A 24,751-nucleotide genomic window follows, 5' to 3' on the forward strand; every position below is an offset into this window, starting at 1 on the left:
GCGATGCAGCTCACCCTCTGGACCTACGAAGGACCGCCGCATATCGGCGCCATGCGGGTCGCCACCGCGATGGAGGGGCTGCACTACGTCCTGCACGCGCCGCAGGGCGACACCTATGCCGACCTGCTGTTCACGATGATCGAGCGGCGCGACGCCCGCCCGCCGGTTACCTACACCACCTTCCAGGCCCGCGACCTCGGCTCCGACACCGCCGAGATCTTCAAGAACGCGGCGTCCGCCGCCTACGAGCGCTTCAAGCCGCAGGCGATGATCGTCGGCGCCTCGTGCACGGCGGAGCTGATCCAGGACGATCCGGGCGGCCTCGCCAAGGCGCTGAACCTGCCGATCCCGGTGATCGCGCTGGAGCTGCCGGCCTACCAGAAGAAAGAGAACTGGGGCGCCTCCGAGACCTTCTACCGGCTGGTGCGCGGGCTGTCCGGCGCGCCGTCCACGGAGCCGAAGCCGGAGGGCCGGCGCCCGTCCTGCAACATCCTCGGGCCGACGGCGCTGGGCTTCCGCCACCGCGACGACCTCACCGAGATCACCGGCCTGCTCGGACGGCTCGGCGTCGCCGTCAACGTGGTCGCGCCGATGGGCGCGAGCCCCGCCGACCTCGGACGCCTGAAGGACGCCGACTTCAACGTCGTGCTCTACCCGGAAATCGCCAAGGCCGCGGCGCTTCACCTGCAGAAGACCTTCGGTCAGCCGATGGTCGAGACGGTGCCGATCGGCGTCGGCGCGACGATCCGGTTCGTCGAGGAGGTCGCGACCTTGGCCGGCGTCGATCCCGGCCCGGTGCTCGCCGGGGCGCCGTCGCGGGCGCCCTGGTATTCGCGCTCGGTCGATTCGACCTACCTCACCGGCAAGCGGGTCTTCATCTTCGGCGACGCCACCCATGCGATCGCCGCCGCCCGCGTCGCCAAGGCCGAGCTCGGCTTCCAGGTCGTGGGCCTCGGCACCTACGGCCGGGAGTTCGCCCGCGAGGTCCGCGCCGAAGCGGCGCTCCACGGGATCGAGGCGCTGATCTGCGACGACTACCTCGACGTCGAGGCGGCGATCCAGGCGGCCGGCCCCGAGCTGGTGCTCGGCACCCAGATGGAACGCCACATCGCCAAGCGGCTCGGGCTGCCCTGCGCGGTGATTTCGGCGCCGATCCACGTCCAGGACTTCCCGGCGCGCTACTCGCCGCAGATGGGCTTCGAGGGCGCGAACGTCCTGTTCGACACCTGGGTCCACCCGCTGATGATGGGCCTGGAGGAGCACCTGCTCGGGATGTTCCGCGAGGACCCCGAATTCAACGACCGCGCGCCCTCGCATCTCGGCGGCAAGGCGCCCGCCAAGGCTTCCGTGCCGCCCGCCACCGCCCCCGAGCCCGTCACCGCGGCGACGCTCGCTGCGCCGTCCGCTCCGACGACTCCGACCTGGGCCACGGAGGCCGAGAAGGAGCTGAAGAAGATCCCGTTCTTCGTCCGAGGAAAAGCCCGAACCAACACGGAAACCTTCGCCAGGGAGCGGGCGCTGCCGCTCATCACCGTCGAGACCTTGTACGATGCAAAAGCGCATTTCGGCCGCTGAACGGCCCGAACTCCGCATCGTCATCGTGACGATGGACAACCACATGGCGAGCGCCCTGGAGCGCGCCCGCCTGCGCCTGCGCAGCGAGATGCCGGGGCTCACCCTCGACTTCCACGCCGCCGCCGAGTGGGACACCTCGCCCGCGAGCCTCGCCGACTGCAAGGCCGACATCGGCCGGGCCGACATCGTGCTCTCGACGATGCTGTTCATGGACGAGCACGTCCGCGCCGTGCTGCCGGCTTTGCTGGCCCGGCGCCCGCATTGCGATGCGATGATCGGCTGCCTCTCGGCCGGCGAGGTGGTGAAGACCACCCGCCTCAACCGCTTCGACATGGACGGCACCAAGCGCGGCGCCCTCGACTTCCTGAAGAAGCTGCGCGGCAAGCCCGGCGCCCAGGGTAACGGCGCCCGCCAGATGGCGATGATCCGCAAGCTGCCGAAGATCCTGCGCTTCATCCCCGGCTCTGCGCAGGACGTGCGCGCCTACTTCCTTACCCTGCAATACTGGCTCTCTGGCTCGGACGAGAACATCGCCAACCTGGTGCGCTTCCTGGTCGGGCGTTACGCCGCCGGCCCGCGCCTCGCTTGGCGCGAAATCGCCGCCGCGCCGAGCCCCCTGAGCTACCCCGAGACCGGCCTCTACCACCCGCGCATGAAGGGCCGCATCGGCGAATCGCTCGCCGCGCTGCCGGTTCCCAAAGGGCCCGCCAAGGGCCGCGTCGGCCTCCTGGTGATGCGCTCCTACGTGCTCGCCGGGAACACCGCCCACTACGACGGCGTGATCGCGGCGCTCGAAGGCCGCGGCCTCGCGGTGGTGCCGGCCTTCGCCTCGGGCCTCGACAACCGCCCGGCGGTGGACGCCTTCTTCCGCCGCGACGGTCGCCCGGCCATCGACGCGCTGGTCTCGCTCACCGGCTTCTCGCTGGTCGGCGGCCCCGCCTACAACGACGCGGCGGCGGCCGAGACGGCGCTCGCCGACCTCGACGTGCCCTACCTCGCCGCCCATGCGCTGGAGTTCCAGACCCTGGAGCAGTGGGAAGGCTCCGACCGCGGCCTCTCGCCGGTCGAGGCGACGATGATGGTCGCGATCCCCGAGCTCGACGGCGCCACCGCGCCGATGGTGTTCGGCGGCCGCTCCGGCGCGTCGATGGGCGAGAACGCCCGCGACATGCGCGTCCACCCCGAGCGCGCCGACATGCTCGCCGCCCGCATCGAGCGCCTGGTGACCCTGCGGCGGACCGCGCGGGCCGAGCGCAAGGTGGCGATCGTGCTGTTCGGCTTCCCGCCGAACGCCGGCTCGATCGGCACTGCGGCGTTCCTCTCGGTCTACCAATCCCTGCACAACACCCTGACCGCGATGAAGGCCGACGGCTACGAGGTGGAAGTCCCAGCCAGCGTCGACGACCTGCGCAACGCGGTGCTCGCCGGAAACTCCGCCCGCTACGGCACCCCGGCCAACGTCCACCACCGCATCCCCGCCGAGGAGCACGTCCGCCGCGAGCGCCACCTGTCCGAGATCGAGGCGCAATGGGGTCCCGCCCCGGGCCGCCAGAACAGCAACGGCTCGGTGCTGTTCGTCCTCGGGGCGCAGTTCGGCAACGTCTTCGTCGGCGTGCAGCCGGGCTTCGGCTACGAGGGCGACCCGATGCGCCTGCTGTTCGAGCGGGGCTTCGCGCCGACCCACGCCTTCTCGGCCTTCTACCGCTACCTCCGCGACGACTTCCGCGCCGACGCGGTGCTGCATTTCGGCACCCACGGCGCACTCGAGTTCATGCCCGGCAAGCAGACCGGCCTGTCGGAAGCCTGTTGGCCGGAGCGGCTGATCGGGCCGCTGCCGAACGTCTACCTCTACGCCGCCAACAACCCCTCCGAGGGGATGATCGCCAAGCGGCGCTCGGCGGCGACCCTAGTCAGCTACCTGACCCCGAGCCTCGCCCAGGCCGGCCTCTACCGCGGGCTGATCGACCTCAAGGCGTCGATCGAGCGCTGGCGCGCCCTGGAGCCGGAGGCGGAAGCCGAGCGGCGCGACCTCGGCCAGCTCGTCCAGGCCCAGGCCGCCGCCCTCGACCTCACCCAGGCCGAGCCGGCCTGGGACGACCTCGCCGCCCGCATCCAGGCGCTCGGCCAAGCGGTCTACGAGCTCGAGCACACCCTGATCCCGCACGGCATGCACGTGGTCGGGAAGGGCACCCCGGCCGAGGAGCGGGTCGACCTGCTGCTGGCTTTGGCCGAAGCCTCCGCCGGCCTCGTGCCGGAGCGGGCCGGGATCGTCGCCCTGGTGGCCGGCGAGGGGGTCGACGCGGCCCTGGCCGCCGCGGGCCTGCCCCTCGACGAGACCCATCGCGCCGCCTTCCGCTCGCTGTCCGAGACCGACGCGCTGCTGGCGAAGGACCACGAGGTCGCCGGCCTGCTCAAGGCGCTCGATGGGCGCTTCATCGCGCCTGTGGCCGGCGGCGACCTCTTGCGCAACCCGGCCGTGCTGCCGACCGGGCGCAACCTCCACGGCTTCGATCCCTACCGCCTGCCGTCCGCCTTCGCGGTCGCGGACGGCGCGCGGCAGGTCGCCCGGATCCTCGCCCGCCACCGCGACGAGGGCGCAGCCCTGCCCGAGAGCGTCGCCCTAGTGCTGTGGGGGACCGACAACCTGAAGAGCGAAGGCGGCCCGATCGCCCAGGCGCTAGCCCTCATCGGCGCGACGCCCCGCTTCGACGGCTACGGCCGGCTCTGCGGCGCGACGCTGATCCCGCTGGAGACCCTCGGCCGCCCGCGCATCGACGTGGTCGTGACCCTGTCCGGCATCTTCCGCGACCTGCTGCCCTTGCAGACGAAGCTCCTGGCCGAGGCCTCTTACCTCGCCGCCACCGCCGACGAGCCGGTGGAGAGCAACTTCGTGCGCAAGCACGCCCTGGCGCACCAGGCCGAGCACGGCATCGACATCGAGACCGCGGCGCTCCGGGTGTTCTCGAACGCCGAGGGCACCTACGGCGCCAACGTCAACGGGCTGGTCGAATCCGGCCGCTGGGAGGACGAGGACGAGATCGCCGAGACCTTCTCGCGCCGCAAAAGCTTCGCCTACGGCCGCACCGGCCAGCCGGCGCCCCAGCGCGCGCTGATGCGCAGCGTCCTGGCCAAGGTCGACCTCGCCTACCAGAACCTCGATTCGGTCGAGGTCGGGGTCACGAGCGTCGACCATTACTTCGACGGGCTCGGCGGCATGGGCCGGGCGGTGGCGGAGGCCCGCGGCGCCGCGGTGCCGATCTTCATCAGCGACCAGACCCGCGGCGAGGGCACCGTGCGCTCGCTCTCCGAGCAGGTCTCGCTCGAGACCCGCACCCGCATGCTCAACCCGAAATGGACCGAGGGCATGCTCGGGCACGGCTACGAGGGCGTGCGCCAGATCGAGGCGCACCTCACCAACACCATGGGCTGGTCGGCGACGAGCGACGGCGTCGCCCCGTGGATCTACCAGCGCATCACCGAGACCTACGTCCTCGACCCCGCCATGCGCGAGCGCATGGCCGCCCTCAACCCGACCGCCTCGGCCAAAGTCGCACACCGGCTGATCGAGGCGCATCAACGCGGCTTCTGGACTCCCGACGCGGAGACGCGCGACGCGCTCGCCCGCGCCGAGGAGGAACTCGAGGACCGTCTCGAAGGCATCACCGCGGAGGTTGCGGCATGAACATCGCCATCAGGAATCCCATCGCCGCCCGCCGCGAGCCGGAAGGCAGCGTCCAGGTCTCGCTGGACGTCGCCATCGGCACGACCGCGAAGGTCTTCGCGGTCTACGGCAAGGGCGGCATCGGCAAGTCGACGACCTCGTCGAACCTGTCGGTCGCCTTCTCGAAGCTCGGCAAGCGGGTGCTGCAGATCGGCTGCGATCCGAAGCACGACTCGACCTTCACGCTCACCAAGCGCCTCGCGCCCACCGTGATCGATGCCCTGGAGGCGGTGCAGTTCCACTCCGAGGAGCTGCGCGTCGAGGACTTCGTGGCGGAAGGCTACAACGGCGTGATGTGCGTCGAGGCCGGCGGCCCGCCGGCCGGCACCGGCTGCGGCGGCTACGTCGTCGGCCAGACGGTGAAGCTCCTCAAGGAGCATCACCTCCTGGAGGACACCGACGTGGTGATCTTCGACGTGCTCGGCGACGTGGTCTGCGGCGGCTTCGCCTCACCGCTCCAGCACGCCGAGCAGGCGCTGGTCGTCACCGCCAACGACTTCGACTCGATCTTCGCCATGAACCGCATCGTCGCGGCGATCCACGCCAAGGCGAAGAACTACCCCGTGCGGCTCGGCGGCGTCATCGCCAACCGCTCGGCCAAGACCGACGAGATCGACCGCTTCAACGCCGCCGTCGGCCTGGAGCGCATCGCCCACTTCCCCGACCTCGACGTCGTCCGCCGGTCCCGGCTCAAGAAGCGGACCCTGTTCGAGATGGACCCGACGCCGGAACTCGAGGCCGTGACCACCGAGTACATGCGGCTGGCCGCCTACCTCTATGCCGGCGGCAAGCCGCTCTCCGCGATCCCGATGAAGGACCGCGACCTCTTCGAGTTCCTCGGGTTCGACTAGGGGCGCGCGCCATGACCAGCACCACCTACGCCGAACGCCGCGGCCAGCTCACCACTTACTTCGACCGCACCGCGGTCGAGGCCTGGGCGCGGCTCACCTCCGACGCGCCGGTCTCGAAGATCCGCGCGACGGTGAGGGCCGGCCGCGACGCCATGCGCGGCACGCTGCTGTCCTGGCTGCCGGACGACCTCAGCGGCCGGCGCATCCTCGATGCCGGCTGCGGCACCGGCGCGCTCAGCCTGGAGGCCGCGCGCCGCGGCGCCGAGGTCGTGGCCATCGACGTGTCGGCGACGCTGGTCGGCCTCGCCGCCGAGCGGACGGGGACGATCGCGGGTGGCGGGTCGATCGACTTCCGGGTCGGCGACATGCTCGATCCGAGCCTCGGCCGCTTCGACCACGTCGTCGCGATGGATTCGCTGATCCACTATTCCGCCGCCGACATCGCGCGGGCGCTGGCCGTGCTCGGGGAACGCACCGACGGCTCGGTCGTGTTCACGGTGGCGCCCCGCACCGCGCTCCTCACCGTGATGCACGCGGCCGGCAAGCTTTTCCCCAAGGGCGACCGGGCCCCGGCGATCGTGCCGATCACGCTGGGCGCGCTCGATCGGCGCATCGGCCGCGAGCCGGCGCTGGCCGAATTCGCGATCGCGCGCACGCATCGCGTCAACAGCGGCTTCTATCTTTCGAACGCGATCGAGCTGTCGCGGAGCCGCGCATGAAGCTCGGCCCCCGCCTGATCCAGCACCTCGCGGCGCTCGGCCCGTCGATCCTCCCTTTCGCCGACGCGGCGACGAAGGAGTTGCCGCTCGGCCGGCTGATGCGGCTGTCGCTGTTCCAGGTCACCGTCGGCATGGCCGCGGTGCTGCTGATCGGCACGCTCAACCGCGTCATGATCGTCGAGCTGGAAGTGCCGGCCTGGGTCGTCGCGCTGATGCTGTCCCTGCCGCTGATCTTCGCGCCCTTGCGGGCGTTGATCGGCTTCCGCTCGGACACCCACCGCTCCGTGCTCGGCTGGCGCCGGGTGCCCTACATCTGGTTCGGCACGCTGCTGCAGTTCGGCGGCCTCGCGATCATGCCGTTCGCCCTGCTGCTGCTGTCGGGCGACACCACCGGGCCGATGTGGGCCGGGCAGATCGCGGCCGCGCTCGCCTTCGTGCTGGTCGGCGCCGGGCTCCACACCACGCAGACGGTGGGCCTGGCGCTCGCCACCGACCTCGCCCCGGCCCATGCGCGGCCCAAGGTCGTCGCGCTGCTCTGCGTGATGCTGCTCGTGGGCATGATGGTCAGCGCGGTCGCGTTCGGCCTCCTGCTCGCCGACTTCTCGAAGGTGCGGCTGATCCAGGTCATCCAGGGCACGGCGCTCGTCACCATCGTCCTCAATGGCCTCGCCCTGTGGAAGCAGGAGGCGCGCGATCCCAACCGGGCCCGCGACGCGGCGCAGCCGAACTTCTCGGAATCCTGGGCCGCCTATGCGGGGCAGGGGCTGGCGCGCCGACGCCTCGTCGCGACCGGGCTCGGCACCGCGGCCTTCTCGATGCAGGACATCCTGCTGGAGCCCTATGGCGGCCAGATCCTGCACCTCTCGGTCGCCGCCACCACGGCCTTGACCGCTCTGCTGGCGGCCGGAGGCGGCCTCGGGCTGCTGGTGGCGGCGCGCTGGCTCAATCGCGGCGGAGACCCGTTCCGTGTCGCGGCGGCGGGTGCCGTGATCGGCATCCTCGCCTTCTCCTGCGTCGTGTTCGCCGCGCCGCTCGGCTCCACGCAGGTCTTCGCGGCTGGCGTCAGCCTGATCGGCTGCGGCGGGGGCCTGTTCGCCCACGGCACGCTCACCGCCTCGATGGCGAAGGCCGGGCCGGAGGATACCGGGCTGGCGCTCGGCGCCTGGGGCGCGGTCCAGGCGTCGGCCGCGGGCCTCGCCATCGCCGCGAGCGGAATCGTGCGCGACGCCGGCTCGAGCCTGGCGGCATCGGGGGCGCTCGGCGAGGCGATGAGCGACCCCTCGATCGGATACCTGATCGTCTACCACATCGAGATCGCACTGCTGTTCGCGACGCTCGTCGCGATCGGTCCGCTCGTGCGCGACCGCAGTCTGCAACCGGCGTCCAGGGTCCGATCCCTGTCCGCGCTGTCCACCTCGTCAACCTGACCGTCGGGAGATCGCCATGTCACCTGGAGCACTGCCCACGGGCGCACTGACCGGCTACGTCGACGTCGCGCAGATCGTCCTCTACGCGTTCTTCCTGTTCTTCTTCGGCTTGGTCTTCTGGCTCCGCCGCGAGGACCGGCGCGAGGGCTATCCGCTCGAGGCCGAGGTGACGGGCCGGCTCAAGAGCCCCGACCCGATCCTGATCCCGTCGCCGAAGCTGTTCCACCTCGCCGACGGCAAGATCAAGCAGGCCCCGCAGGCCGACATGGTGCCCGACCGCAACTTCGAGGGCCGCAAGCGCGAGCCCTGGCCGGGCGCCCCGCTGGAGCCGACCGGCGCCGACCCGATGTTCGCCCATGTCGGCCCCGGCTCCTGGGTGAGCCGCGACGACGCGTTCGACCACACCTTCGACGGCCAGAAGCGGATCGTGCCGTTGCGGGTCGCGACCCACTTCATGGTCCACGAGGACGGCCCGAACCCGATCGGCATGAGCGTCTTCGGCGCCGACAGCCAAGTCGCCGGAACGGTGTCGGACATCTGGATCGACCGCGGCGAGAGCTTCGCCCGCTACTACGAGGTCGAGCTCGGCGCCGGGGCGCGCCGGGTGCTGATGCCGGTCACCTTCTGCCGCACCGGCCGGTTCTCGCGCACCGTGAAGACCGAGGCGCTGCTGGCCCGCCAGTTCGCCGACATCCCCCCCCACGCCGACCCCGACGCGGTGACGCTCCTCGAGGAGGAGAAGATCATCGCCTACTTCGGCGCCGGCACCCTGTACGCCACACCCCAGCGCGCGGAGACCCTGATATGAGCGACCGCCGAATCCACGACACGAACCAAGACGACACGGTCGTCGACGACCGCATCCCGGAAGGCCTGCCCGAGGCGCTGCCGCCGGGCGAGCACATCCTCTGGCAGGGCCGGCCGACGGCCTTCGGCATGGCGGCGCGCCCGATGCACGGCGGGTTCGTGGTGCTGTGGTTCGCGGTGCTCGCCGCCTGGACCATCCTGCCGGCCGCCCTCGACGGGCCGGTGCTGGCCGGCCTCAAGGCCTCGTGGCCGACCTTCGCCGCCTGCGCCGCGGCGCTCGTCGTCGTCGGCGGGCTCGGCTGGCTCGCCTCCTGGACCACCACCTACACCATCACCAACCGCCGCGTGGTGATGCGGATCGGCATCGCGATCCCCGTCACCTTCAACCTGCCGCTGGCGCAGGTGGAGGACGCCGCGCTGCACAGCTTCGCCGACGGCACCGGCGACCTGCCGCTCCGGCTGAGCGCGGGCACCCGCGTCGCCTACCTGCACCTGTGGCCGCATGCGCGCCCCTGGCGCGTGACCGAGCCGCAGCCGATGCTGCGCTCGGTGCCCGATGCGGCCGCGGTGGCCGTCATCCTGGGCCGGGCGATCGTCGCCGCCCGCGCGCCGGAGGAGGAGTCGGCGCTGCCGATCCTCGTCGCCCGCCCGCAGGCCGCTTCGCGCCAGCCCCGCCTCGTCGCCGTCGGCGCGCGCTGAACCACGCGAGCCTCCCGGGCCTTCGAAGACGCAAGACCCTCAACGCCCGTCCCGGCCGACATGCCGGGGCGGGCGTTGGTTTTTCCAGAAAAGGTCGTTCCCGAACAACGACTTGATCATCCGAACAAAAAACGAGTTCGAAAAATCCAAAACCAGGATTGTCAAGCGCGCTTGACACCGGTTAACCTGACGCCAACGAGACGGCCCCGTGGCCAGGCACCACACGGTGCCGACGCGAGGATCGGTCCGGATGACGGTGAGGGAAGCCGATGGCTGAGGTTGCGGAGAGCGGGCCGGTCCCGGCGCTCGCACTGATCGGGGCCGGTGCGCTGCTCGGCTTCACCATGCTGGCGGTGATGGTCGGGCGCACCGAAGGCATCGGCCTCAGCGGCAATCCCGGCGGCAAGCCGGTCGCCTCCGTCTCCCTCCGCGTGCTGGACCGCTCGGACGGATCGATCCGGATCGAGGATGCCGCGAACGCGCGGCTGATCGAGACCGTCGAGCCCGGCCAGGACAACTTCGTCCGCGCGACCCTGCGCAGCTTCGGTCAGTCGCGCCTGCGCGCCGGCCTGACCTCGGCCGAGCCGTTCCGCCTGACCCGTTACGACGACGGATCCCTCGCCCTGATCGACGAGGTCACGGGCCGCAGCGTCAACATGGGCGCCTTCGGCCCGACCAATGCCCTCGCCTTCGCCAAGCTGCTGCCCGGCAACGCCCTTCCCGACGTGAGCGTCCCGCGATGATCGGATTTTTGAACGGCCGCCGCACGGTCGAGGTGCCCTGCACCGTCGAGATCGAGCAGACGCCCGAGAGCCTGCACGCCCACGTCAGCCTCGACGCCGACTTCGAGATCGAGCCTGGCGACGAGGTACAAGTCCACGATGCGCCGACCTCGGTGCCCTACGGCGAGCGCCTCGTCGTCCGCCGCACCGCGACGGTGACGCGGGCCGGGCGGATCGAGCGGCTCTGGACCAAGCTCGCCGGCCATCTCGAACTGACCGAACTCTACGAAGTCAGCTTCAGCGAGAGGAGGAAGCTTTGAACGCTCCCGTCAGGCATCCGCTGCCCAACCGTCCGGTCAACGAATCGACCAAGTCCGCGCAGGAGACGACCTTCCTCAGCCCGCGCTTCTACACCACCGACTTCGCGGAACTCGACCGCACGAACGTCGAGCCGGTCCGGGCCGAGTGGGACGTGCTGATCGAGGAGCTGCGCTCCGACCCGAACAAGCGGCACTTCACCCGCAACGCCGACTTCGACTGCGACCTGTCGCAGATGGAGCCCGAGCTCCGGAAGGAGTTTCTCGACTTCCTGGTCTCCTCGATCACGGCCGAGTTCTCGGGCTGCGTGCTCTACGCCGAGATGCGCAAGCGCGCCAAGAACAAGGACATCAAGGAGCTGTTCGGCTTCATGAGCCGCGACGAGGCGCGCCACGCCGGCTTCATCAACGACACGCTGAAGGACTTCGGCATCGGCGTCGACCTCGGCTTCCTGACGAAGTCGAAGAAGTACACGTTCTTCCGCCCGAAGTTCATCTTCTATGCGACCTACCTGTCGGAGAAGATCGGCTACGCGCGCTACATCACCATCTTCCGGGAGCTGGAGAAGCATCCCGAGCGGCGCATCCACCCGATCTTCAAGTGGTTCGAGAAGTGGTGCAACGACGAATTCCGCCACGGCGAGGCCTTCGCGCTCCTGATGCGCGCCAACCCGAAGCTGACGCAGGGGCTGAACCGCTACTGGATCAAGTTCTTCCTGCTGGCCGTGTTCGCGACGATGTACGTCCGCGACCATTGCCGCCCCGCCTTCCACGCCGCGCTCGGGGTCGACCCGTCGGATTACGACTTCACCGTCTTCCGCATCACCTCGGAAATCTCGAAGCAGACCTTCCCGCTGACGCTCGACCTCGACAACCCCAAGTTCAAGCAGCGGCTCGACACCCTGCTCGACTGCTCGGTGAAGATCGCCGAGGCGCGGGCGCAGGGCGGCGTCGCCGGCACGCTCAAGCGCGGCGTGCAGGTCGCGCGGGCGGCGGTCACCTTTGGGCGGCTCTACCTGCTGCCGACCCTGGACAACGCGATGCCCGCCGACATCCGCCTCGAGCCGGTGTGGTAGCGGGTCGGCGATGTCGCCCTACGCGGTTCCGGCCCTCTATGCGGTGGCGATCTGGTGGTTCTCCACCGGGTTGATCATCCTGCTCGACCACCTGCCGCGCCGCACCTTTCCGTGGAGCATGGCCGGCGGCACCGCGGTGCTGCTGGCGGCGCTCTACGCGATCGGCACGAGCGCCGGCGACGCGACGGAACGGGGGGCCTACACCGCCTTCACCGGCGCGCTGCTGGTCTGGGGCTGGCAGGAGATGAGCTACTACATGGGCTTCGTCACCGGACCGCGCCCCGAGGCGTGCCGGCCGGGCGCCCGCGGATTCGAGAAGTTCCGGGCGGCGGTGGCCACGAGTCTGTGGCACGAGCTCGCCATCGTGCTCGGCGCGCTGGCGGTCCTCGCGCTCACCTGGAACGCGCCGCAGAAATTCGCCCTGTGGACCTACTGCGTCCTGTGGGGAATGAACCTCAGCGCCCGGCTGAACCTGTTCCTCGGGGTGCGCAACCTCAACGCCGAGTTCCTGCCCGATCACCTGTCCTATCTCGGCTGCTACCTGACGAAGCGGCCGATGAACCTGCTGTTCCCGGTGTCGGTCAGCGTCGCCACCGTGGTCGTCGTGCTCCTGGGGCAGGTGGCGCTCGCCGAGCCGATCACGCCGCACGCGATGGTCGGCTTCACCATCCTCACCACGCTGATGGGTCTGGCGACCCTCGAGCACTGGTTCCTGATGCTGCCGCTGCCCGCGGCCGCCCTGTGGAACTGGAGCCTACCGCCGAAGGTCGCGGCCTCCGCCGCGACCGTGACGACACCGGTGCCGGCCGAGCCGGGCCGGCGTGACGCGGCCTGACGCGGGAGAACCCGCGCGATCGTAAAGAGGACGGGGAGACGAGCGATGGATTACGAAGCGTTCTTCGGCGCCGAGCTTCAGAACCTGCACCGGGAAGGCCGCTACCGCGTCTTCACCGATCTCGAACGTCAGAACGGGCGCTTCCCGCACGCGACCCACCACAGCCCGGAGGGCGAGAAGCCCGTCACGGTCTGGTGCTCGAACGACTATCTCGGGATGGGCCAGCACCCGGACGTGCTCGCGGCCATGCACGAAGCGCTCGACCGCTGCGGCGCGGGTGCGGGCGGCACCCGCAACATCTCCGGCACCAACCATTACCACGTGCTGCTGGAGCGCGAGCTCGCCGACCTCCACGGCAAGGAGGCGGCCCTGCTGTTCACCTCCGGCTACGTCTCGAACTGGGCGGCGCTTGGCACGCTCGGCGCGAAGCTGCCCGGTTGCGTGATCCTTTCCGATTCCGAGAACCACGCCTCGATGATCGAGGGCATCCGCGCGAGCCGCGCCGAGCGCCAGATCTTCCGCCACAACGACCCGGAGGACCTCGACCGCAAGCTGCGGATGATCGAGCCCGGCAGGCCGAAGCTCGTGGCCTTCGAATCGGTCTACTCGATGGACGGCGACATCGCCCCGATCGACGAGATCTGCGACGTGGCCGAGGCGCACGGTGCGCTCACCTACCTCGACGAGGTCCACGCCGTCGGCCTCTACGGCGCGCGCGGCGGCGGCATGTCGGAGCGCATGGGGCTGGCCCACCGCCTCGACGTGATCGAGGGGACGCTGGGCAAGGCCTTCGCGGTCCATGGCGGCTACATCACCGCGAGCGAGAAGCTGTGCGACTTCGTCCGCAGCTTCGCCTCGGGCTTCATCTTCACCACTTCGCTGCCGCCGGCGGTGGCGGCGGGCGCGGCCGCCAGCATCCGCCACCTCAAGCAGAGCGGCGTCGAGCGCGCCCGCCACCAGGAGCGGGTGCAGCGGGTGCGCGAGCGCCTGGACGCGGCCGGCATCCCCTACCTGCCGAACGACAGCCACATCGTCCCGGTGATGGTCTGCGACCCGGTGCTGTGCAAGGCGATCTCCGACACCCTGCTCGACGAGTTCGGCATCTACGTGCAGCCGATCAACTACCCGACCGTCGCCCGCGGCACCGAGCGCCTGCGCATCACCCCGTCTCCGCTGCACACGGACGCCGACATCGAGCATCTGGTCGGGGCACTCGCCGCGATCTGGGGGCGGATCGGACTGGAACGGGTGGCGGCGGAGTAGGGGACGCGCCCGGGCACCGGATGGCGCGTTGAAAGCTCCGGGCGGCCCCTCTCCCATGGGGAGGGGACCCGCGACTGACTTAAGCGGTGTGGGGATGCGGCGGCCCGCAGCGTCAAATGGGAACGCCCCGTGCGTTTCGAAGGCTTGGGTGCCATTCTCGATCGCACCGCCGGCCTCCGCCCTCCCGGGTGATGAATCGGCGTGACCACACCCTCGAATCGTCGAGTCCCGAACGCGTGACAACCTTCCCCTTCACCGCCATCGTCGCCCAGGACGAGATGCGTCAGGCGCTGCTGATCGCGGCGGTCGACCCGTCGGTGGGGGGCGTGCTGGTGTTCGGCGACCGCGGGACCGGCAAGTCCACCGCGATCCGGGCGCTGGCCGGGCTGCTGCCGCGGATGCGCGCGGTCGTCGGCTGTCCCTATGCCTGCGACCCGGCAGCGCCCGCCGAGGCGTGCCCGCATTGCGCGGGAAAGCTTGAGCGGAAGAGCGCCCTCGTGCCGGTGCCGGTGGTCGATTTGCCGCTCGGGGCGACCGAGGACCGGGTCGTCGGCGCGCTCGACCTGCAGCGGGCGCTGGCGCTCGGCGAGAAGGCGTTCGAGCCAGGGTTGCTGGCGCGGGCCAACCGCGGCTTCCTCTACATCGACGAGGTCAACCTGCTGGAGGACCACCTCGTCGACCTGCTGCTCGACGTGGCCGCGAGCGGGGTCAACACCGTCGAACGCGAGGGCCTGTCGATCCGCCACCCGGCGCGCTTCGTGCTCGTCGGCTCCGGCAACCCGGAGGAGGGGGAGCTGCGGCCCCAACTCCTCGACCGGTTCGGCCTCGCCGTCGAGGTGGCGACGCCGACGGACATCGCGACCCGCATCGACGTGGTCCGCCGCCGCGACGCCTACGAGCGCGACCCGGCCGCGTTCTGCGCCACGTACAGCAAGGCAGAGCGGGCGCAGGCCAAGCAGATCACCCTCGCGCGCGAGCGGCTTCCGGCCGTGACGATCCCCGACGCGGTGCTGGAGGCCTGCGCGCGACTCTGCCTCGCGCTCGGCACCGACGGGTTGCGCGGCGAACTGACCCTGATGCGCACCGCCCGCGCGCTCGCCGCGCTCGACGGCACGCACGACGTGACCATCGATCACGTCCGCCGGATCGCGCCGGCGGCGCTCCGCCATCGCCTGCGCCGCAACCCGCTCGACGAAGCCGGCTCCACCGCCCGCGTGGCGCGTGCCGTCGCCGAGGTCCTGGCGTGACCCCTGAGCCCGGCGCGGGGCGCTGGGCCGACGCGATCCGGGTCGCGGCGCTGCTCGCCGCCGACCCGCAGGCCTGCGTCGGCATCCGCCTGCGCGCCGGGGCCGGCCCGGTGCGCGACGCCTGGCTCCGGCACCTGACCGACCGGCTTGCAACCGGCACTCCCGTTCGCCGCTGCCCGCCCGGGATCGGCGACGACCGCCTGCTCGGCGGCCTCGACCTCGCCGCGACCCTGTCGGCCGGGCGGCCGGTGGCGCAGGCGGGACTGCTCGCCGAGGCCGATGGCGGCCTCCTCGTCGTGCCGATGGCCGAACGGCTGTCGCCGGGTACGGCGGCGCGCCTTGCGGCCGCCCTCGACACGGGCACGGTCGCGGTCGCCCGCGACGGGTTCTTCGAGACGCGGGCGGCACGGTTCGGGTTGGTGCTGCTCGACGAGGGACTCGACGACGAGGCACCGCCCGTCGCGCTCACCGAACGCCTCGCCTTCGACGTGGATCTCCGGGACCTCGCGCTGCGGGACATCGAAGGCGCGACCGCATCCGACCCGGCTCGACGCACGCCCGACCGGGCGATGGAACCGGACGACGCCTCCGAAGCCGTGGCCGCACTCTGCGCCGCCGCCGAAGCCCTCGGCGTGGCGTCGCTACGCGGGCCGTTGCTCGCCGTGCGGATCGCCCGGCTGATCGCCGCCTGCGACGGACGGAGCGTGCTGGCGGAACCCGATCTCGCCGAGGCGGCGCGCTTCGTGCTTGGGCCGCGGGCGACGCGGATGCCCGCTCCCGAGCAGCCCGGCGACGACGCCGAGCCGCCGCCGCCACAGGCATCCCCCGAGGACGATCGGCCGCCCGACGCGTCCGCGGACGAGGCGGCCTCGGAGCTGCAGCAGGCCGAACCGCCGAGCCTCGACGACGTCGTGCTTGCAGCCGCGCTCGCGGCGATCCCACCCGGCCTGCTCGCGGCGCTCGCCGCCGGCCAGGCGCCGGCGCGCGGCGGCAAGGCCGGAAAGGCGGGAGCCGCCGCCGCGGCCATGCGGCAGGGCCGGCCGATCGGCGCGCGCGCCGGCGATCCGCGTTGCGGGCGCCTCGCCCTGCTGGCGACCCTGCGGGCCGCCGCCCCCTGGCAGGCCCTCCGGCGGTCGGAGACCGGAGCGGGCGAGGCGAGGGCGATCATCGTGCGGCCGGAGGACATCCGGATCACGCGCTACCGCCAGCGGACCGAGAGCACGACAATCTTCGCGGTCGACGCCTCCGGCTCGGCGGCGCTCGAGCGGCTCGCCGAGGCGAAGGGGGCGGTCGAGCTGCTGCTGGCGGAGGCCTACGTTCGGCGCGACCGGGTCGCCCTCGTCGCCTTCCGCGGGCGGGCGGCGGAGCTCGTGCTGCCGCCGACGCGGTCGCTGGTGCGCGCCAAGCGCGGGCTCGCGGAACTGCCCGGCGGCGGCGGCACGCCGCTGGCCGCGGGGCTCGACGCGGCGGCCGACATGGCGCTCGCTGTCCGCCGCGGCGGCGGCACCCCGGTCGTCGTGCTGCTCACCGATGGGCGCGCCAACGTCGACCGCACCGGGACTCCGGGCCGGCCGCGCGCCTCCGAGGACGCGCGCGCGGCAGCCCTGCGTTTCCGCGCGGCAGGATACGCTGCGATCCTCATCGACACCGCACCGCGACCCCAGGATTCGGCGCGCGCGCTGGCCGAGGCGATGGGCGCCCGCTATCTCCCGTTGCCGCAGGCCGACGCCCGCAAGCTCAGTGCCGCGGTACGTGCCGCGGGCGAGGCGGCGTGACGGCGCGGGTCGGCAAGCTTGGGGAACGATGACACGCATGTCCGAGGACCGCCCGGATTGGGAGCGCGAGGGGCGCGACTGGCCGCATCGTGACGCAAGCCGCTTCGTCGAGGCCTCCGGTTTGCGCTGGCACGTGCAGGAGATGGGACCGGCCGACGCCCCCGTGCTGCTCCTCGTCCACGGGACGGGTGCGGCGACGCATTCCTGGCGCGGGCTGATGCCGGCGCTGGCCGGTCGCTTCCGTGTGATCGCGCCGGACCTGCCCGGCCACGGCTTCACCGATCCGTTGCCCGCCGGCCGCCTGTCGCTTCCCGGCATGGCGTCGGCGCTCGCCGACCTCACGACGCAGCTCGGCGTGCATCCGGCGGTGGCGGTCGGCCATTCGGCGGGCGCTGCGATCCTGGCGCGGACGTGCCTCGATGGGCGGCTCGCGCCGCGGCTGCTAGTGGCGCTGAACGGCGCCCTCAAGCCGTTCCCGGGACTCGCGTCGATCCTGTTCCCGAGCATGGCGCGGATGCTGTTCCTCAACCGGATGACGCCCAAGATCTTCGCCTGGACGGCGGACCGCGCCGCCGTGCAGCGGCTGATCCAGGGCACCGGCTCGCGCCTCGATCCGGCCGGCCTCGACCTCTACCGCCGCCTGTTCCAGAAGCCCGCCCACGTGGCCGGGGCGCTCGGCATGATGGCAAACTGGAACCTCGACGCCCTCGATCGCGAGCTGCCGCGGCTTGCGGTGCGCATGCTCCTCGTCGTCGGCTCCGACGACAAGGCGATCGCCCCCGACACCGCCTTCGCCGTCCGCGACCGCCTGCCCGACGCCCGCGTCGAGCTGATGCGCGGCCTCGGCCACCTCGCCCACGAGGAGGCGCCCAAGCGCGTCGCCGCGGCGATCGTCGCAGAGGTCGAGGCAATCGGCCTGCTCGCCGAGACGCGACCGAACTGAAGGCTCGCCCCTCAGAATGGCTCTTGCCTGAGGCCGGCTTTCGCCCCTAGTGTCAAACTATGTTGACACTCGATGCGTTAGACACGTTGACACGCACCGACCGCCGGCCCCACGCCGTCATCGTCGGCAGCGGCTTCGGCGGGCTCGCCGCCGCGATCCGGCTCGGCGCCCGCGGTTATCGCGTGACGGTGCTCGAACGCCTCGACAAGCCGGGCGGGCGGGCGCGGGTCCACCGGCAGGACGGCTTCACCTTCGACGCCGGCCCGACCATCGTCACCGCGCCGTTCCTATTCGAGGAGCTCTGGGCGCTGTGCGGGCGGCGCATGGAGGACGACGTCACCTTGGTACCGATGCGGCCCTATTACCGCATCCGCTTCGACGACGGCGCCACCTTCGACTATTCCGGCGACCTCGCCGCCATGCGGGCGGAGGTCGCGAAGTTCTCGCCCGCCGACGTCGCCGGCTACGAGCGCTTCATGGCGCAGAGCGAGGCGATCTTCCGCGTCGGCTTCGAGGAACTCGGCCACGTGCCCTTCGGAAAGATCCGCGACATGCTACGGATCGCCCCCGACCTGGTGCGGCTCGGTGGCCACCGAAGCGTCTACGACGTGGTGGCCAAGTACATTCGCGACGAGCGCCTGCGCACCATCTTCAGCTTCCACCCGCTACTGATCGGCGGCAGCCCGTTCCGGGCGAGCGCGATCTACTGCCTGATCGCCCACCTCGAGCGGCGCTGGGGCGTGCACTTCGCCATGGGCGGCACTGGTCGCCTCGTCGACGGCCTCATCGGCCTGATCGCGGGGCAGGGTGGTTCGCTCCGTTGCAACGCGGAGGTCGCCGAGATCACCGTCGCCGGCGGCGCCGCGACCGGCGTGCGCCTCGCCGACGGCGAGACCATTCCCGCCGACATCGTCGTGTCCAACGCCGATTCCGCGCACACCTACCGCAATCTGGTCCCGGCTTCCGCCCGCCGACGCTGGACCGACCGCAAGGTCGAGCGCGCCCATTCCTCCATGGGCCTGTTCGTCTGGTACTTCGGCACGAAGCGGAAATACCCGGACGTCGCCCACCACACCATCCTGATGGGGCCGCGCTACCGCGCGTTGATCGACGACATCTTCCGCAAGAAGCGCCTCGCCGACGACTTCTCGCTCTATCTCCACAGGCCGACCGAGACCGACCCGATGCTGGCGCCGCCGGGATGCGACGCGTTCTACGTGCTCTCGCCGGTGCCGAACCTCGCCGGCGGCCAGGATTGGGCCGCGCTCGCCGAACCCTACCGACGGCGCATCGAGGCCTCCCTCGAGGCGACGGTGCTGCCGGACCTGTCGTCCGAGATCGTCACCTCGAAGGTGACGACGCCGCAGGATTTCTGCGACGACTTCCTCAGCTTCCGCGGCTCCGGTTTCGGACTCGAGCCGGTGCTGACGCAGTCGGCGTGGTTCCGGCCGCACAACGCGTCTGAAGACGTGCGCAACCTGTTCCTGGTCGGCGCGGGCACCCATCCCGGCGCCGGCCTGCCCGGCGTCCTGTCCACGGCCCGCGTCCTCGATACGGTGGTTCCCGATGCGCGCGTCTTCGCCTGAGTCGCTTCCGGCCGAGTTCCTGGCCGCCCTACGCCCGGCCTCGTCGCACGCGTCGGAGGCCGACCACGCCGCCTGCCGCGCCGCGATCCGCACGGGGTCGCGCAGCTTCTACGCCGCCTCGCATCTGCTGCCGCCGAGCGTCCGGCGCGCGGCCTACGGGCTCTACGCCTTCTGCCGGATGTCGGACGACCTCGTCGACGAGGCGGAATCCGGCGCCGCGCCCGGGGCGGTGCTCCGCCTCGACGCGCGGCTCGCGCGCATCCATGCCGGCCGCCCCGCCGACCACGCCGCCGACCGGGCGCTGGCCGACGTCGTCGCCGACCACGCGATTCCGCAGGCGCTGCCGGCGGCGCTGATCGAAGGGTTCGCCTGGGATTGCGAAGGCCGTCGCTACGCGACCTTGGGCGAACTCTGCGCCTACGCCGCCCGGGTCGCGGCTTCTGTGGGCGCGACGATGACGCTGATCATGGGCGTGCGCGACGCCGACGTGCTGGCGCGGGCCTGCGACCTCGGCGTCGCGATGCAGCTCACCAACATCGCCCGCGACGTCGGCGAGGATGCGCGCATGGGGCGCCTCTACCTGCCCCTCGACTGGCTCGACGAGGCCGGCATCGATCCGGACGCGTTCCTGGCCGAGCCGACGGCGACGGATGCCCTGCGCGACGTGGTCGCCCGGCTGCTGGCTGCCGCGGATGTGCTCTACGCCCGCTCGGAGGCCGGCGTCGGCGGCCTGCCGCTCGCCTGCCGCCCGGCGATCCGGGCCGCGCGCCTGATCTACGCCGAGATCGGCGCGGAGATCGCCCGGAACGGGTTCGACAGCGTCACCCGCCGCGCCCGCGTCGGGGCGGGGCGCAAGCTGCAGCTGCTCACCCGCGCCGCGCTGCCGCTGGGCGGCGGCGCCGACCGCGACGCGCCGAGCCTGCCCGAGACCGCCTACCTCATCGAAGCCGTGCCGGCGCGCACGCCGCTGGGCCGCCCCTGGTGGGACATCCCGGGCCAGGCGGTGCGGGTGCTCGAGATGATCGAGGCGTTGCGCGAGCGTGAGGGGACGGGCCGAGAGACGGCATGACCGACCCGCTCTTCGCGGTCTTCGACATCGGGCTCGTCTTCGCCCTCGCCCTCGGGCTGGCGATCTGGCAGCTCGTGTCGCTCCGGCGCGGCTTGCGGCGGGACCGTGCGGCCGAAGCGACGCGGACCGACCGCGAGGAGTAGCGCGCGCCTCTTCCGCTCCACCCTACAGAGTAGGAAGGGCGTCGCGATCATCCCTTCTACGTCAGGAGGCCCGGCCCGCTGCGGTGCCGCCGAGGTGGAACACCCGGTGGGGCACGAGCTCGCCGCGCTCGACGTCGCCCACCGCGACCAGGATGCCACCGCAGGTCGCGAAGATCTTGCCCTCGACCGGCGCGTCGCGGCCGCGCAAGATCACCGACTGGCCGCGCATCAGGCGCATCGCCATGTCGCGCGAGACCGAGACGGAGGCGATCGCATCGAGCGCGGTCTCCACTGGCATCAGGTGCGCGAGGCTGCTCTCGGGGCCGGCCGCGTCGAGGCCGGCGACGTTGCAGGAATCGGCCTCCGTGAACGGCCCGACCCGGGTTCGGCGCAGGGCCGAGACGTGGCCGCGGCAGCCGAGCATGCGGCCGAGATCGCGCGCCAGCGCCCGCACATAGGTGCCCTTGCCGCATTCAGCCTCGATCACCGTGCGGTCGCCATCGTGCTCGACGACCGCGAGGCGGTCGATCTGCACCGGGCGGGCCACCAGCTCGACCACCTCGCCGTCGCGAGCGAGGTCGTAGGCGCGTTCGCCCTGAATCTTGATCGCCGAATAGCGCGGCGGCACCTGCTCGATCGCGCCGACGAAGCTCGGCAGCGCGGCCTCGACCTCCTCGCGGCTCGGGCGGTCGTCGCTCGTCGCCACCGGGCGCCCCTCGGCGTCGTCCGTGTCGGTCTCGATGCCCCAGCTCACGGTGAAGCGGTAGGCCTTGCGGCCGTCCATCACGAAGGGAACGGTCTTGGTGGCCTCGCCCAGCGCGATCGGCAGGATGCCGGAGGCCAGCGGATCGAGGGTGCCGGCATGCCCCGCCTTCTTGGCGTTGAACGCGCGCTTCACCACTGCGACCGCGTGCGTCGAGGTCATGCCAACGCCCTTGTCGAGGATGACCCAGCCCGACACGTCGCGCTTCTTCGGCCGGTCGGAGCGCGGACCACCACGGGGCGGGCGACGGCCTTCGTCACCGCGGCGCTCGCCCGATGACGGGATCTCCGGGGTCGATGCCGGATGCTCTGAGGTCGGGACGTCGTTCATGGAAACCTCGGTCGGCGTCATGCTTTTTACGTGGGTCGGCGAAACGGGGTCCAGGCGGGTGCGCCTGACCTCCGGGGCCGCGTCAGGTGCGTCGGTCGTCGCCGTCCGCGTCGTCCTCGTCCGGCGAACCCTTGTCGAGGTCGCGCTGGACGCGCTCGTTGCGCAGCAGCGCGTCGATCCGGGCGGCCTCGTCGAACGTGTCGTCGCGTAGAAAGCGCAACTCCGGGGCGAATTTGAGGTTCACCCGCCGCGCGACCTCCTGGCGGAGCGCCTTGCGGTTGCGATCGAGCGCGGCGATGACCGGCGCCTCGTCCATGCCGCCGAGCGGCATGACGTAGGCTGTGGCGAGCTTCAGATCGGGCGACATCCGAACCTCGGGCACGGTCACAACGTGGCTGCCGAGCACCGGATCCTGGATGTCGCCGCGCTGGAGCACTTCGGCGAGCGCGTGGCGCACGAGTTCGGCGATGCGCTGCTGCCGCAAGGTCGGGCCGGTCGGGTTGGGTTTCTGGGCCATGGTCTCTTCGGTCTCGCGCAAGGCCGTCCGGCGGGCGGACGGGGCGGGACGGGAATACGAAAAAAGACGGCCGCGGCAGGAGCCGCGGCCGCCGTGTCGATGCGCTGTCGAACGCGATCAGAGCGTGCGGCGGATCTCTTCGACCCGGTAGCACTCGATGGTGTCGCCAGCGCGCATGTTCTCGAAGTTCTCGAACGCCATGCCGCAATCCTGGCCCGACGTGACTTCCTTCGCGTCGTCCTTGAAGCGCTTCAGCGTCGAGAGCTTGCCCTCGTGGATCACCACGCTGTCGCGGATCAGGCGGACATGGGCGCCGCGCTGGACCACGCCGTCGGAGACGCGGCAACCGGCGACCTTGCCGACCTTCGAGACCTCGAAGATCTCCTGGATGAAGGCTTCGCCCAGGCGCTCCTCGCGGAGCGTCGGAGGCAGCATGCCCGACAGGGTCGCTTTGATGTCGTCCACAAGGTCGTAGATGATGTTGTAGTAGCGGATCTCGACGTCGTTGCGCTCGGCGAGCTCCCGCGCCTCCTTGTGGGCGCGGATGTTGAAGCCGATCACCACCGCCTTGGAGGCGGTCGCCAGCGTCACGTCCGACTCGGTGATGCCGCCGACGCCGGCGAGCAGGATGCGCGCCGAGACCTCGTCGTTGCCGAGCTTCTCCAGAGCGCCGGAGATCGCCTCGACCGAGCCCTGCACGTCGCCCTTGATGATGACCGGCAGCTCCTTGCGGCCGGCGCCTTCCTTCAGGTCGCGCATCATGTCGACGAGCGAGCGGTTGGCGCCGCCCGTGCGGGCGTTCTGGCGCTCGCGCTTGGTCCGGGCGCGGTACTCGGTGACCTCGCGGGCGCGGGCCTCGCTCGGCACCACGATCACGCGGTCGCCGGCGTCGGGCGTGCCGTTGAAGCCGAGGACCTCCACCGGGACCGACGGCCCGGCATACTGGATGTTCTCGCCCTGGTCGTCGATCAGCGCGCGGACGCGGCCCCACTCGGCGCCGGCGACGACGATGTCGCCGGTGAACAGGGTGCCGCGCTGCACCAGCACGGTGGCCACGGGCCCGCGCCCGCGATCGAGCTTGGCCTCGATGACCGTGCCCTCGCCGTCGCGCTTCTCGTTGGCGCGCAGGTTCATGATCTCGGCCTGCAGTTGCAGGCCCTCGAGCAGGTCGGGCAGGCCGTCGCCGGTCTTGGCCGAGACCTCGAACTCCAGGGTCTCGCCGCCCATCGACTCGACCTGGATGTCGTGCTGCAGCAGCTCGGTGCGGACGCGCTGCGGGTTCGCCTCGGGCTTGTCGATCTTGTTGATCGCCAGGATGAGCGGAACGCCCGCCGCCTTCGCGTGCTGGATCGCCTCAATGGTCTGGGGCATCACGCCGTCGTCGGCCGCCACCACCAGCACGACGATGTCCGTCACCTTGGCGCCGCGGGCGCGCATCGAGGTGAAGGCCGCGTGGCCGGGGGTGTCGATGAAGGTGACCATGTCGCCGGACGGCGACGCGACCTGATAGGCGCCAATGTGCTGGGTGATGCCGCCGGCCTCGCCGTCGACCACGTGCTCCTTGCGGATCGCGTCGAGGAGCGAGGTTTTGCCGTGATCGACGTGACCCATGATCGTGACGACCGGGGGACGGGGATCGAGATCCTCGTCGAGATCCGGCTCGTCGGAGGTCAGGCCCTCTTCCACGTCCGACTCGGCGACGCGGCGCACGGTGTGCCCCATCTCCTCGGCGATGAGCTGCGCCGCGTCCGAATCGATCACGTCGGTGATCTTGTGGATCTCGCCCTGCTTCATCAGCAGGCGGATCACGTCCACCGCACGCTCGGACATGCGGTTGGCGAGCTCCTGGATCGTGATCGTCTCCGGGATCGTCACCTCACGCGACAGCTTCTCCTTCTGCTCGACGTGCCGGCTGCCGCTCATGCGCTGCTGGCGACGGCGGAAGGAAGCGATCGAACGGGTGCGCTCGTCCTCACCGGACGTCGCGGTCGCGATGGTGAGACGGCCGCGGCTGCGGTCGCCGCCGGGCTGCTTCGGGGTCTTGGGCGGCGTGATGATCTTCAGCGGCATGCCGGGACGGCGGATGACGCGCTTGGTCTCGCTCTCGTCCTCGTTCGCCGCCGGACGGCCGGCCGGACGCGCGGCGGAGCCGGCGGGGCGGGCCGCCGTGGTCGGGCTCGCGCTCTTCTCCGGCTCCGGCGCCGGAGCGGGCTTGGCCATGAAGTTCAGGTTCTGCGGCTTGCGCACGTCCGGTGAGGACGAGCGCACCCGTTCGATCGCTTCCTTCCGCCGTCGCCAGCAGCGCATGAGCGGCAGCCGGCACGTCGAGCAGAAGGAGAAGCTGTCGCGTGAGGTGACGATCCCGG

Annotated in this window: 20 protein-coding genes and 1 pseudogene; 18 read left to right on the forward strand and 3 right to left on the reverse strand. The window is 71.3% G+C overall.

The genetic code is table 11. The features are described from left to right. Window positions 1–3 precede the first annotated feature (3 nt). From bchB to FV226_RS28045, 18 genes are all read left to right on the forward strand, one after another. Window positions 4–1,575, forward strand: a complete 1,572-nt coding sequence (bchB, locus tag FV226_RS16115; RefSeq protein ID WP_147763699.1) for a ferredoxin:protochlorophyllide reductase (ATP-dependent) subunit B — start codon at window positions 4–6, stop codon at window positions 1,573–1,575. After that, a complete protein-coding gene (locus FV226_RS16120) occupies window positions 1,550–5,257 on the forward strand; it encodes a magnesium chelatase subunit H (protein ID WP_147763700.1) in 3,708 nt (1,235 codons plus the stop codon). Before bchB ends, FV226_RS16120 begins: the two co-directional genes overlap by 26 nt. Beyond that, complete coding sequence (gene bchL / locus FV226_RS16125) at window positions 5,254–6,147, forward strand: ferredoxin:protochlorophyllide reductase (ATP-dependent) iron-sulfur ATP-binding protein (RefSeq protein WP_147752942.1); 894 nt, start codon at window positions 5,254–5,256, stop codon at window positions 6,145–6,147. Before FV226_RS16120 ends, bchL begins: the two co-directional genes overlap by 4 nt. 11 nt (window positions 6,148–6,158) lie before the next feature. Beyond that, window positions 6,159–6,866, forward strand: coding sequence for a magnesium protoporphyrin IX methyltransferase (gene bchM / locus FV226_RS16130; protein ID WP_147763701.1), 708 nt, complete (start codon window positions 6,159–6,161; stop codon window positions 6,864–6,866). Further along, on the forward strand, window positions 6,863–8,293 hold the full coding sequence (locus FV226_RS16135; protein ID WP_147763702.1) for a BCD family MFS transporter: 1,431 nt from the start codon (window positions 6,863–6,865) through the stop codon (window positions 8,291–8,293). The genes bchM and FV226_RS16135 overlap by 4 nt, the downstream gene beginning before the upstream one ends. Before the next feature lie 31 nt (window positions 8,294–8,324). Then, window positions 8,325–9,101 carry a photosynthetic reaction center subunit H gene (gene puhA / locus FV226_RS16140; protein ID WP_147752952.1) on the forward strand — a complete coding sequence of 259 codons (777 nt, stop codon included), beginning with the start codon at window positions 8,325–8,327 and terminating at the stop codon, window positions 9,099–9,101. Continuing rightward, entirely contained in the window at window positions 9,098–9,799 is a 702-nt protein-coding gene (gene puhB / locus FV226_RS16145) for a photosynthetic complex putative assembly protein PuhB (protein ID WP_147763703.1), read from the forward strand. The genes puhA and puhB overlap by 4 nt, the downstream gene beginning before the upstream one ends. A 269-nt stretch (window positions 9,800–10,068) precedes the next feature. Beyond that, window positions 10,069–10,542, forward strand: a complete 474-nt coding sequence (gene puhC / locus FV226_RS16150; RefSeq protein WP_147763704.1) for a photosynthetic complex assembly protein PuhC — start codon at window positions 10,069–10,071, stop codon at window positions 10,540–10,542. Continuing rightward, window positions 10,539–10,841, forward strand: coding sequence for a hypothetical protein (locus FV226_RS16155; RefSeq protein ID WP_187273562.1), 303 nt, complete (start codon window positions 10,539–10,541; stop codon window positions 10,839–10,841). Before puhC ends, FV226_RS16155 begins: the two co-directional genes overlap by 4 nt. A gap of 20 nt (window positions 10,842–10,861) precedes the next feature. Next, window positions 10,862–11,914: a magnesium-protoporphyrin IX monomethyl ester (oxidative) cyclase gene (gene acsF, locus FV226_RS16160; protein WP_187273570.1), complete on the forward strand. Its 1,053-nt coding sequence runs from the start codon at window positions 10,862–10,864 to the stop codon at window positions 11,912–11,914. Between the two features lie 10 nt (window positions 11,915–11,924). Continuing rightward, a complete protein-coding gene (gene puhE, locus FV226_RS16165) occupies window positions 11,925–12,749 on the forward strand; it encodes a putative photosynthetic complex assembly protein PuhE (protein WP_147763706.1) in 825 nt (274 codons plus the stop codon). A gap of 45 nt (window positions 12,750–12,794) precedes the next feature. Further along, entirely contained in the window at window positions 12,795–14,012 is a 1,218-nt protein-coding gene (gene hemA / locus FV226_RS16170; protein ID WP_147763707.1) for a 5-aminolevulinate synthase, read from the forward strand. 236 nt (window positions 14,013–14,248) lie between these two features. Beyond that, window positions 14,249–15,259 (forward strand): magnesium chelatase ATPase subunit I, encoded by a 1,011-nt coding sequence (gene bchI, locus FV226_RS16175; protein WP_147752950.1) that lies wholly within the window; start codon window positions 14,249–14,251, stop codon window positions 15,257–15,259. Beyond that, a complete protein-coding gene (locus tag FV226_RS16180) occupies window positions 15,256–17,034 on the forward strand; it encodes a magnesium chelatase subunit D (RefSeq protein WP_147763708.1) in 1,779 nt (592 codons plus the stop codon). Before bchI ends, FV226_RS16180 begins: the two co-directional genes overlap by 4 nt. A 37-nt stretch (window positions 17,035–17,071) precedes the next feature. Further along, a complete protein-coding gene (gene bchO / locus FV226_RS16185; RefSeq protein ID WP_246691627.1) occupies window positions 17,072–17,977 on the forward strand; it encodes an alpha/beta fold hydrolase BchO in 906 nt (301 codons plus the stop codon). Window positions 17,978–18,036: 59 nt separating this feature from the next. Beyond that, window positions 18,037–19,563, forward strand: a complete 1,527-nt coding sequence (locus FV226_RS16190; RefSeq protein ID WP_147763710.1) for a phytoene desaturase — start codon at window positions 18,037–18,039, stop codon at window positions 19,561–19,563. Beyond that, window positions 19,544–20,632: a phytoene/squalene synthase family protein gene (locus FV226_RS16195; protein WP_147763711.1), complete on the forward strand. Its 1,089-nt coding sequence runs from the start codon at window positions 19,544–19,546 to the stop codon at window positions 20,630–20,632. Before FV226_RS16190 ends, FV226_RS16195 begins: the two co-directional genes overlap by 20 nt. Then, window positions 20,629–20,775: a hypothetical protein gene (locus tag FV226_RS28045; RefSeq protein ID WP_187278774.1), complete on the forward strand. Its 147-nt coding sequence runs from the start codon at window positions 20,629–20,631 to the stop codon at window positions 20,773–20,775. Before FV226_RS16195 ends, FV226_RS28045 begins: the two co-directional genes overlap by 4 nt. 61 nt (window positions 20,776–20,836) lie before the next feature. On the opposite strand, the gene truB is transcribed toward FV226_RS28045, so the two are convergent. From truB to infB, 3 genes and pseudogenes are all read right to left on the reverse strand, one after another. Beyond that, window positions 20,837–21,868, reverse strand: a complete 1,032-nt coding sequence (truB, locus tag FV226_RS16200; protein ID WP_147763712.1) for a tRNA pseudouridine(55) synthase TruB — start codon at window positions 21,866–21,868, stop codon at window positions 20,837–20,839. Between the two features lie 82 nt (window positions 21,869–21,950). Next, complete coding sequence (gene rbfA, locus FV226_RS16205; RefSeq protein WP_147763713.1) at window positions 21,951–22,385, reverse strand: 30S ribosome-binding factor RbfA; 435 nt, start codon at window positions 22,383–22,385, stop codon at window positions 21,951–21,953. Window positions 22,386–22,502: 117 nt separating this feature from the next. Continuing rightward, window positions 22,503–24,650: pseudogene (gene infB, locus FV226_RS16210) on the reverse strand (translation initiation factor IF-2); the annotation flags it as partial. Between the last annotated feature and the right edge of the window lie 101 nt (window positions 24,651–24,751).

Source organism: Methylobacterium sp. WL12 (genome assembly GCF_008039475.1).
GTDB lineage: Bacteria > Pseudomonadota > Alphaproteobacteria > Rhizobiales > Beijerinckiaceae > Methylobacterium > Methylobacterium cerastii.

What these genes read in the sequence shown, in the direction of transcription:
- bchB (WP_147763699.1), top strand. Translation starts at nt 4, where the DNA reads ATGCAGCTCACCCTCTGGACCTACGAAGGACCGCCGCATATCGGCGCC.
- FV226_RS16120 (WP_147763700.1), top strand. Translation starts at nt 1,550, where the DNA reads ATGCAAAAGCGCATTTCGGCCGCTGAACGGCCCGAACTCCGCATCGTC.
- bchL (WP_147752942.1), top strand. Translation starts at nt 5,254, where the DNA reads ATGAACATCGCCATCAGGAATCCCATCGCCGCCCGCCGCGAGCCGGAA.
- bchM (WP_147763701.1), top strand. Translation starts at nt 6,159, where the DNA reads ATGACCAGCACCACCTACGCCGAACGCCGCGGCCAGCTCACCACTTAC.
- FV226_RS16135 (WP_147763702.1), top strand. Translation starts at nt 6,863, where the DNA reads ATGAAGCTCGGCCCCCGCCTGATCCAGCACCTCGCGGCGCTCGGCCCG.
- puhB (WP_147763703.1), top strand. Translation starts at nt 9,098, where the DNA reads ATGAGCGACCGCCGAATCCACGACACGAACCAAGACGACACGGTCGTC.
- puhC (WP_147763704.1), top strand. Translation starts at nt 10,069, where the DNA reads ATGGCTGAGGTTGCGGAGAGCGGGCCGGTCCCGGCGCTCGCACTGATC.
- FV226_RS16155 (WP_187273562.1), top strand. Translation starts at nt 10,539, where the DNA reads ATGATCGGATTTTTGAACGGCCGCCGCACGGTCGAGGTGCCCTGCACC.
- puhE (WP_147763706.1), top strand. Translation starts at nt 11,925, where the DNA reads ATGTCGCCCTACGCGGTTCCGGCCCTCTATGCGGTGGCGATCTGGTGG.
- hemA (WP_147763707.1), top strand. Translation starts at nt 12,795, where the DNA reads ATGGATTACGAAGCGTTCTTCGGCGCCGAGCTTCAGAACCTGCACCGG.
- bchO (WP_246691627.1), top strand. Translation starts at nt 17,072, where the DNA reads ATGTCCGAGGACCGCCCGGATTGGGAGCGCGAGGGGCGCGACTGGCCG.
- FV226_RS16190 (WP_147763710.1), top strand. Translation starts at nt 18,037, where the DNA reads ATGTTGACACTCGATGCGTTAGACACGTTGACACGCACCGACCGCCGG.
- FV226_RS16195 (WP_147763711.1), top strand. Translation starts at nt 19,544, where the DNA reads ATGCGCGCGTCTTCGCCTGAGTCGCTTCCGGCCGAGTTCCTGGCCGCC.
- FV226_RS28045 (WP_187278774.1), top strand. Translation starts at nt 20,629, where the DNA reads ATGACCGACCCGCTCTTCGCGGTCTTCGACATCGGGCTCGTCTTCGCC.
- truB (WP_147763712.1), bottom strand. Translation starts at nt 21,868, where the DNA reads ATGAACGACGTCCCGACCTCAGAGCATCCGGCATCGACCCCGGAGATC.
- rbfA (WP_147763713.1), bottom strand. Translation starts at nt 22,385, where the DNA reads ATGGCCCAGAAACCCAACCCGACCGGCCCGACCTTGCGGCAGCAGCGC.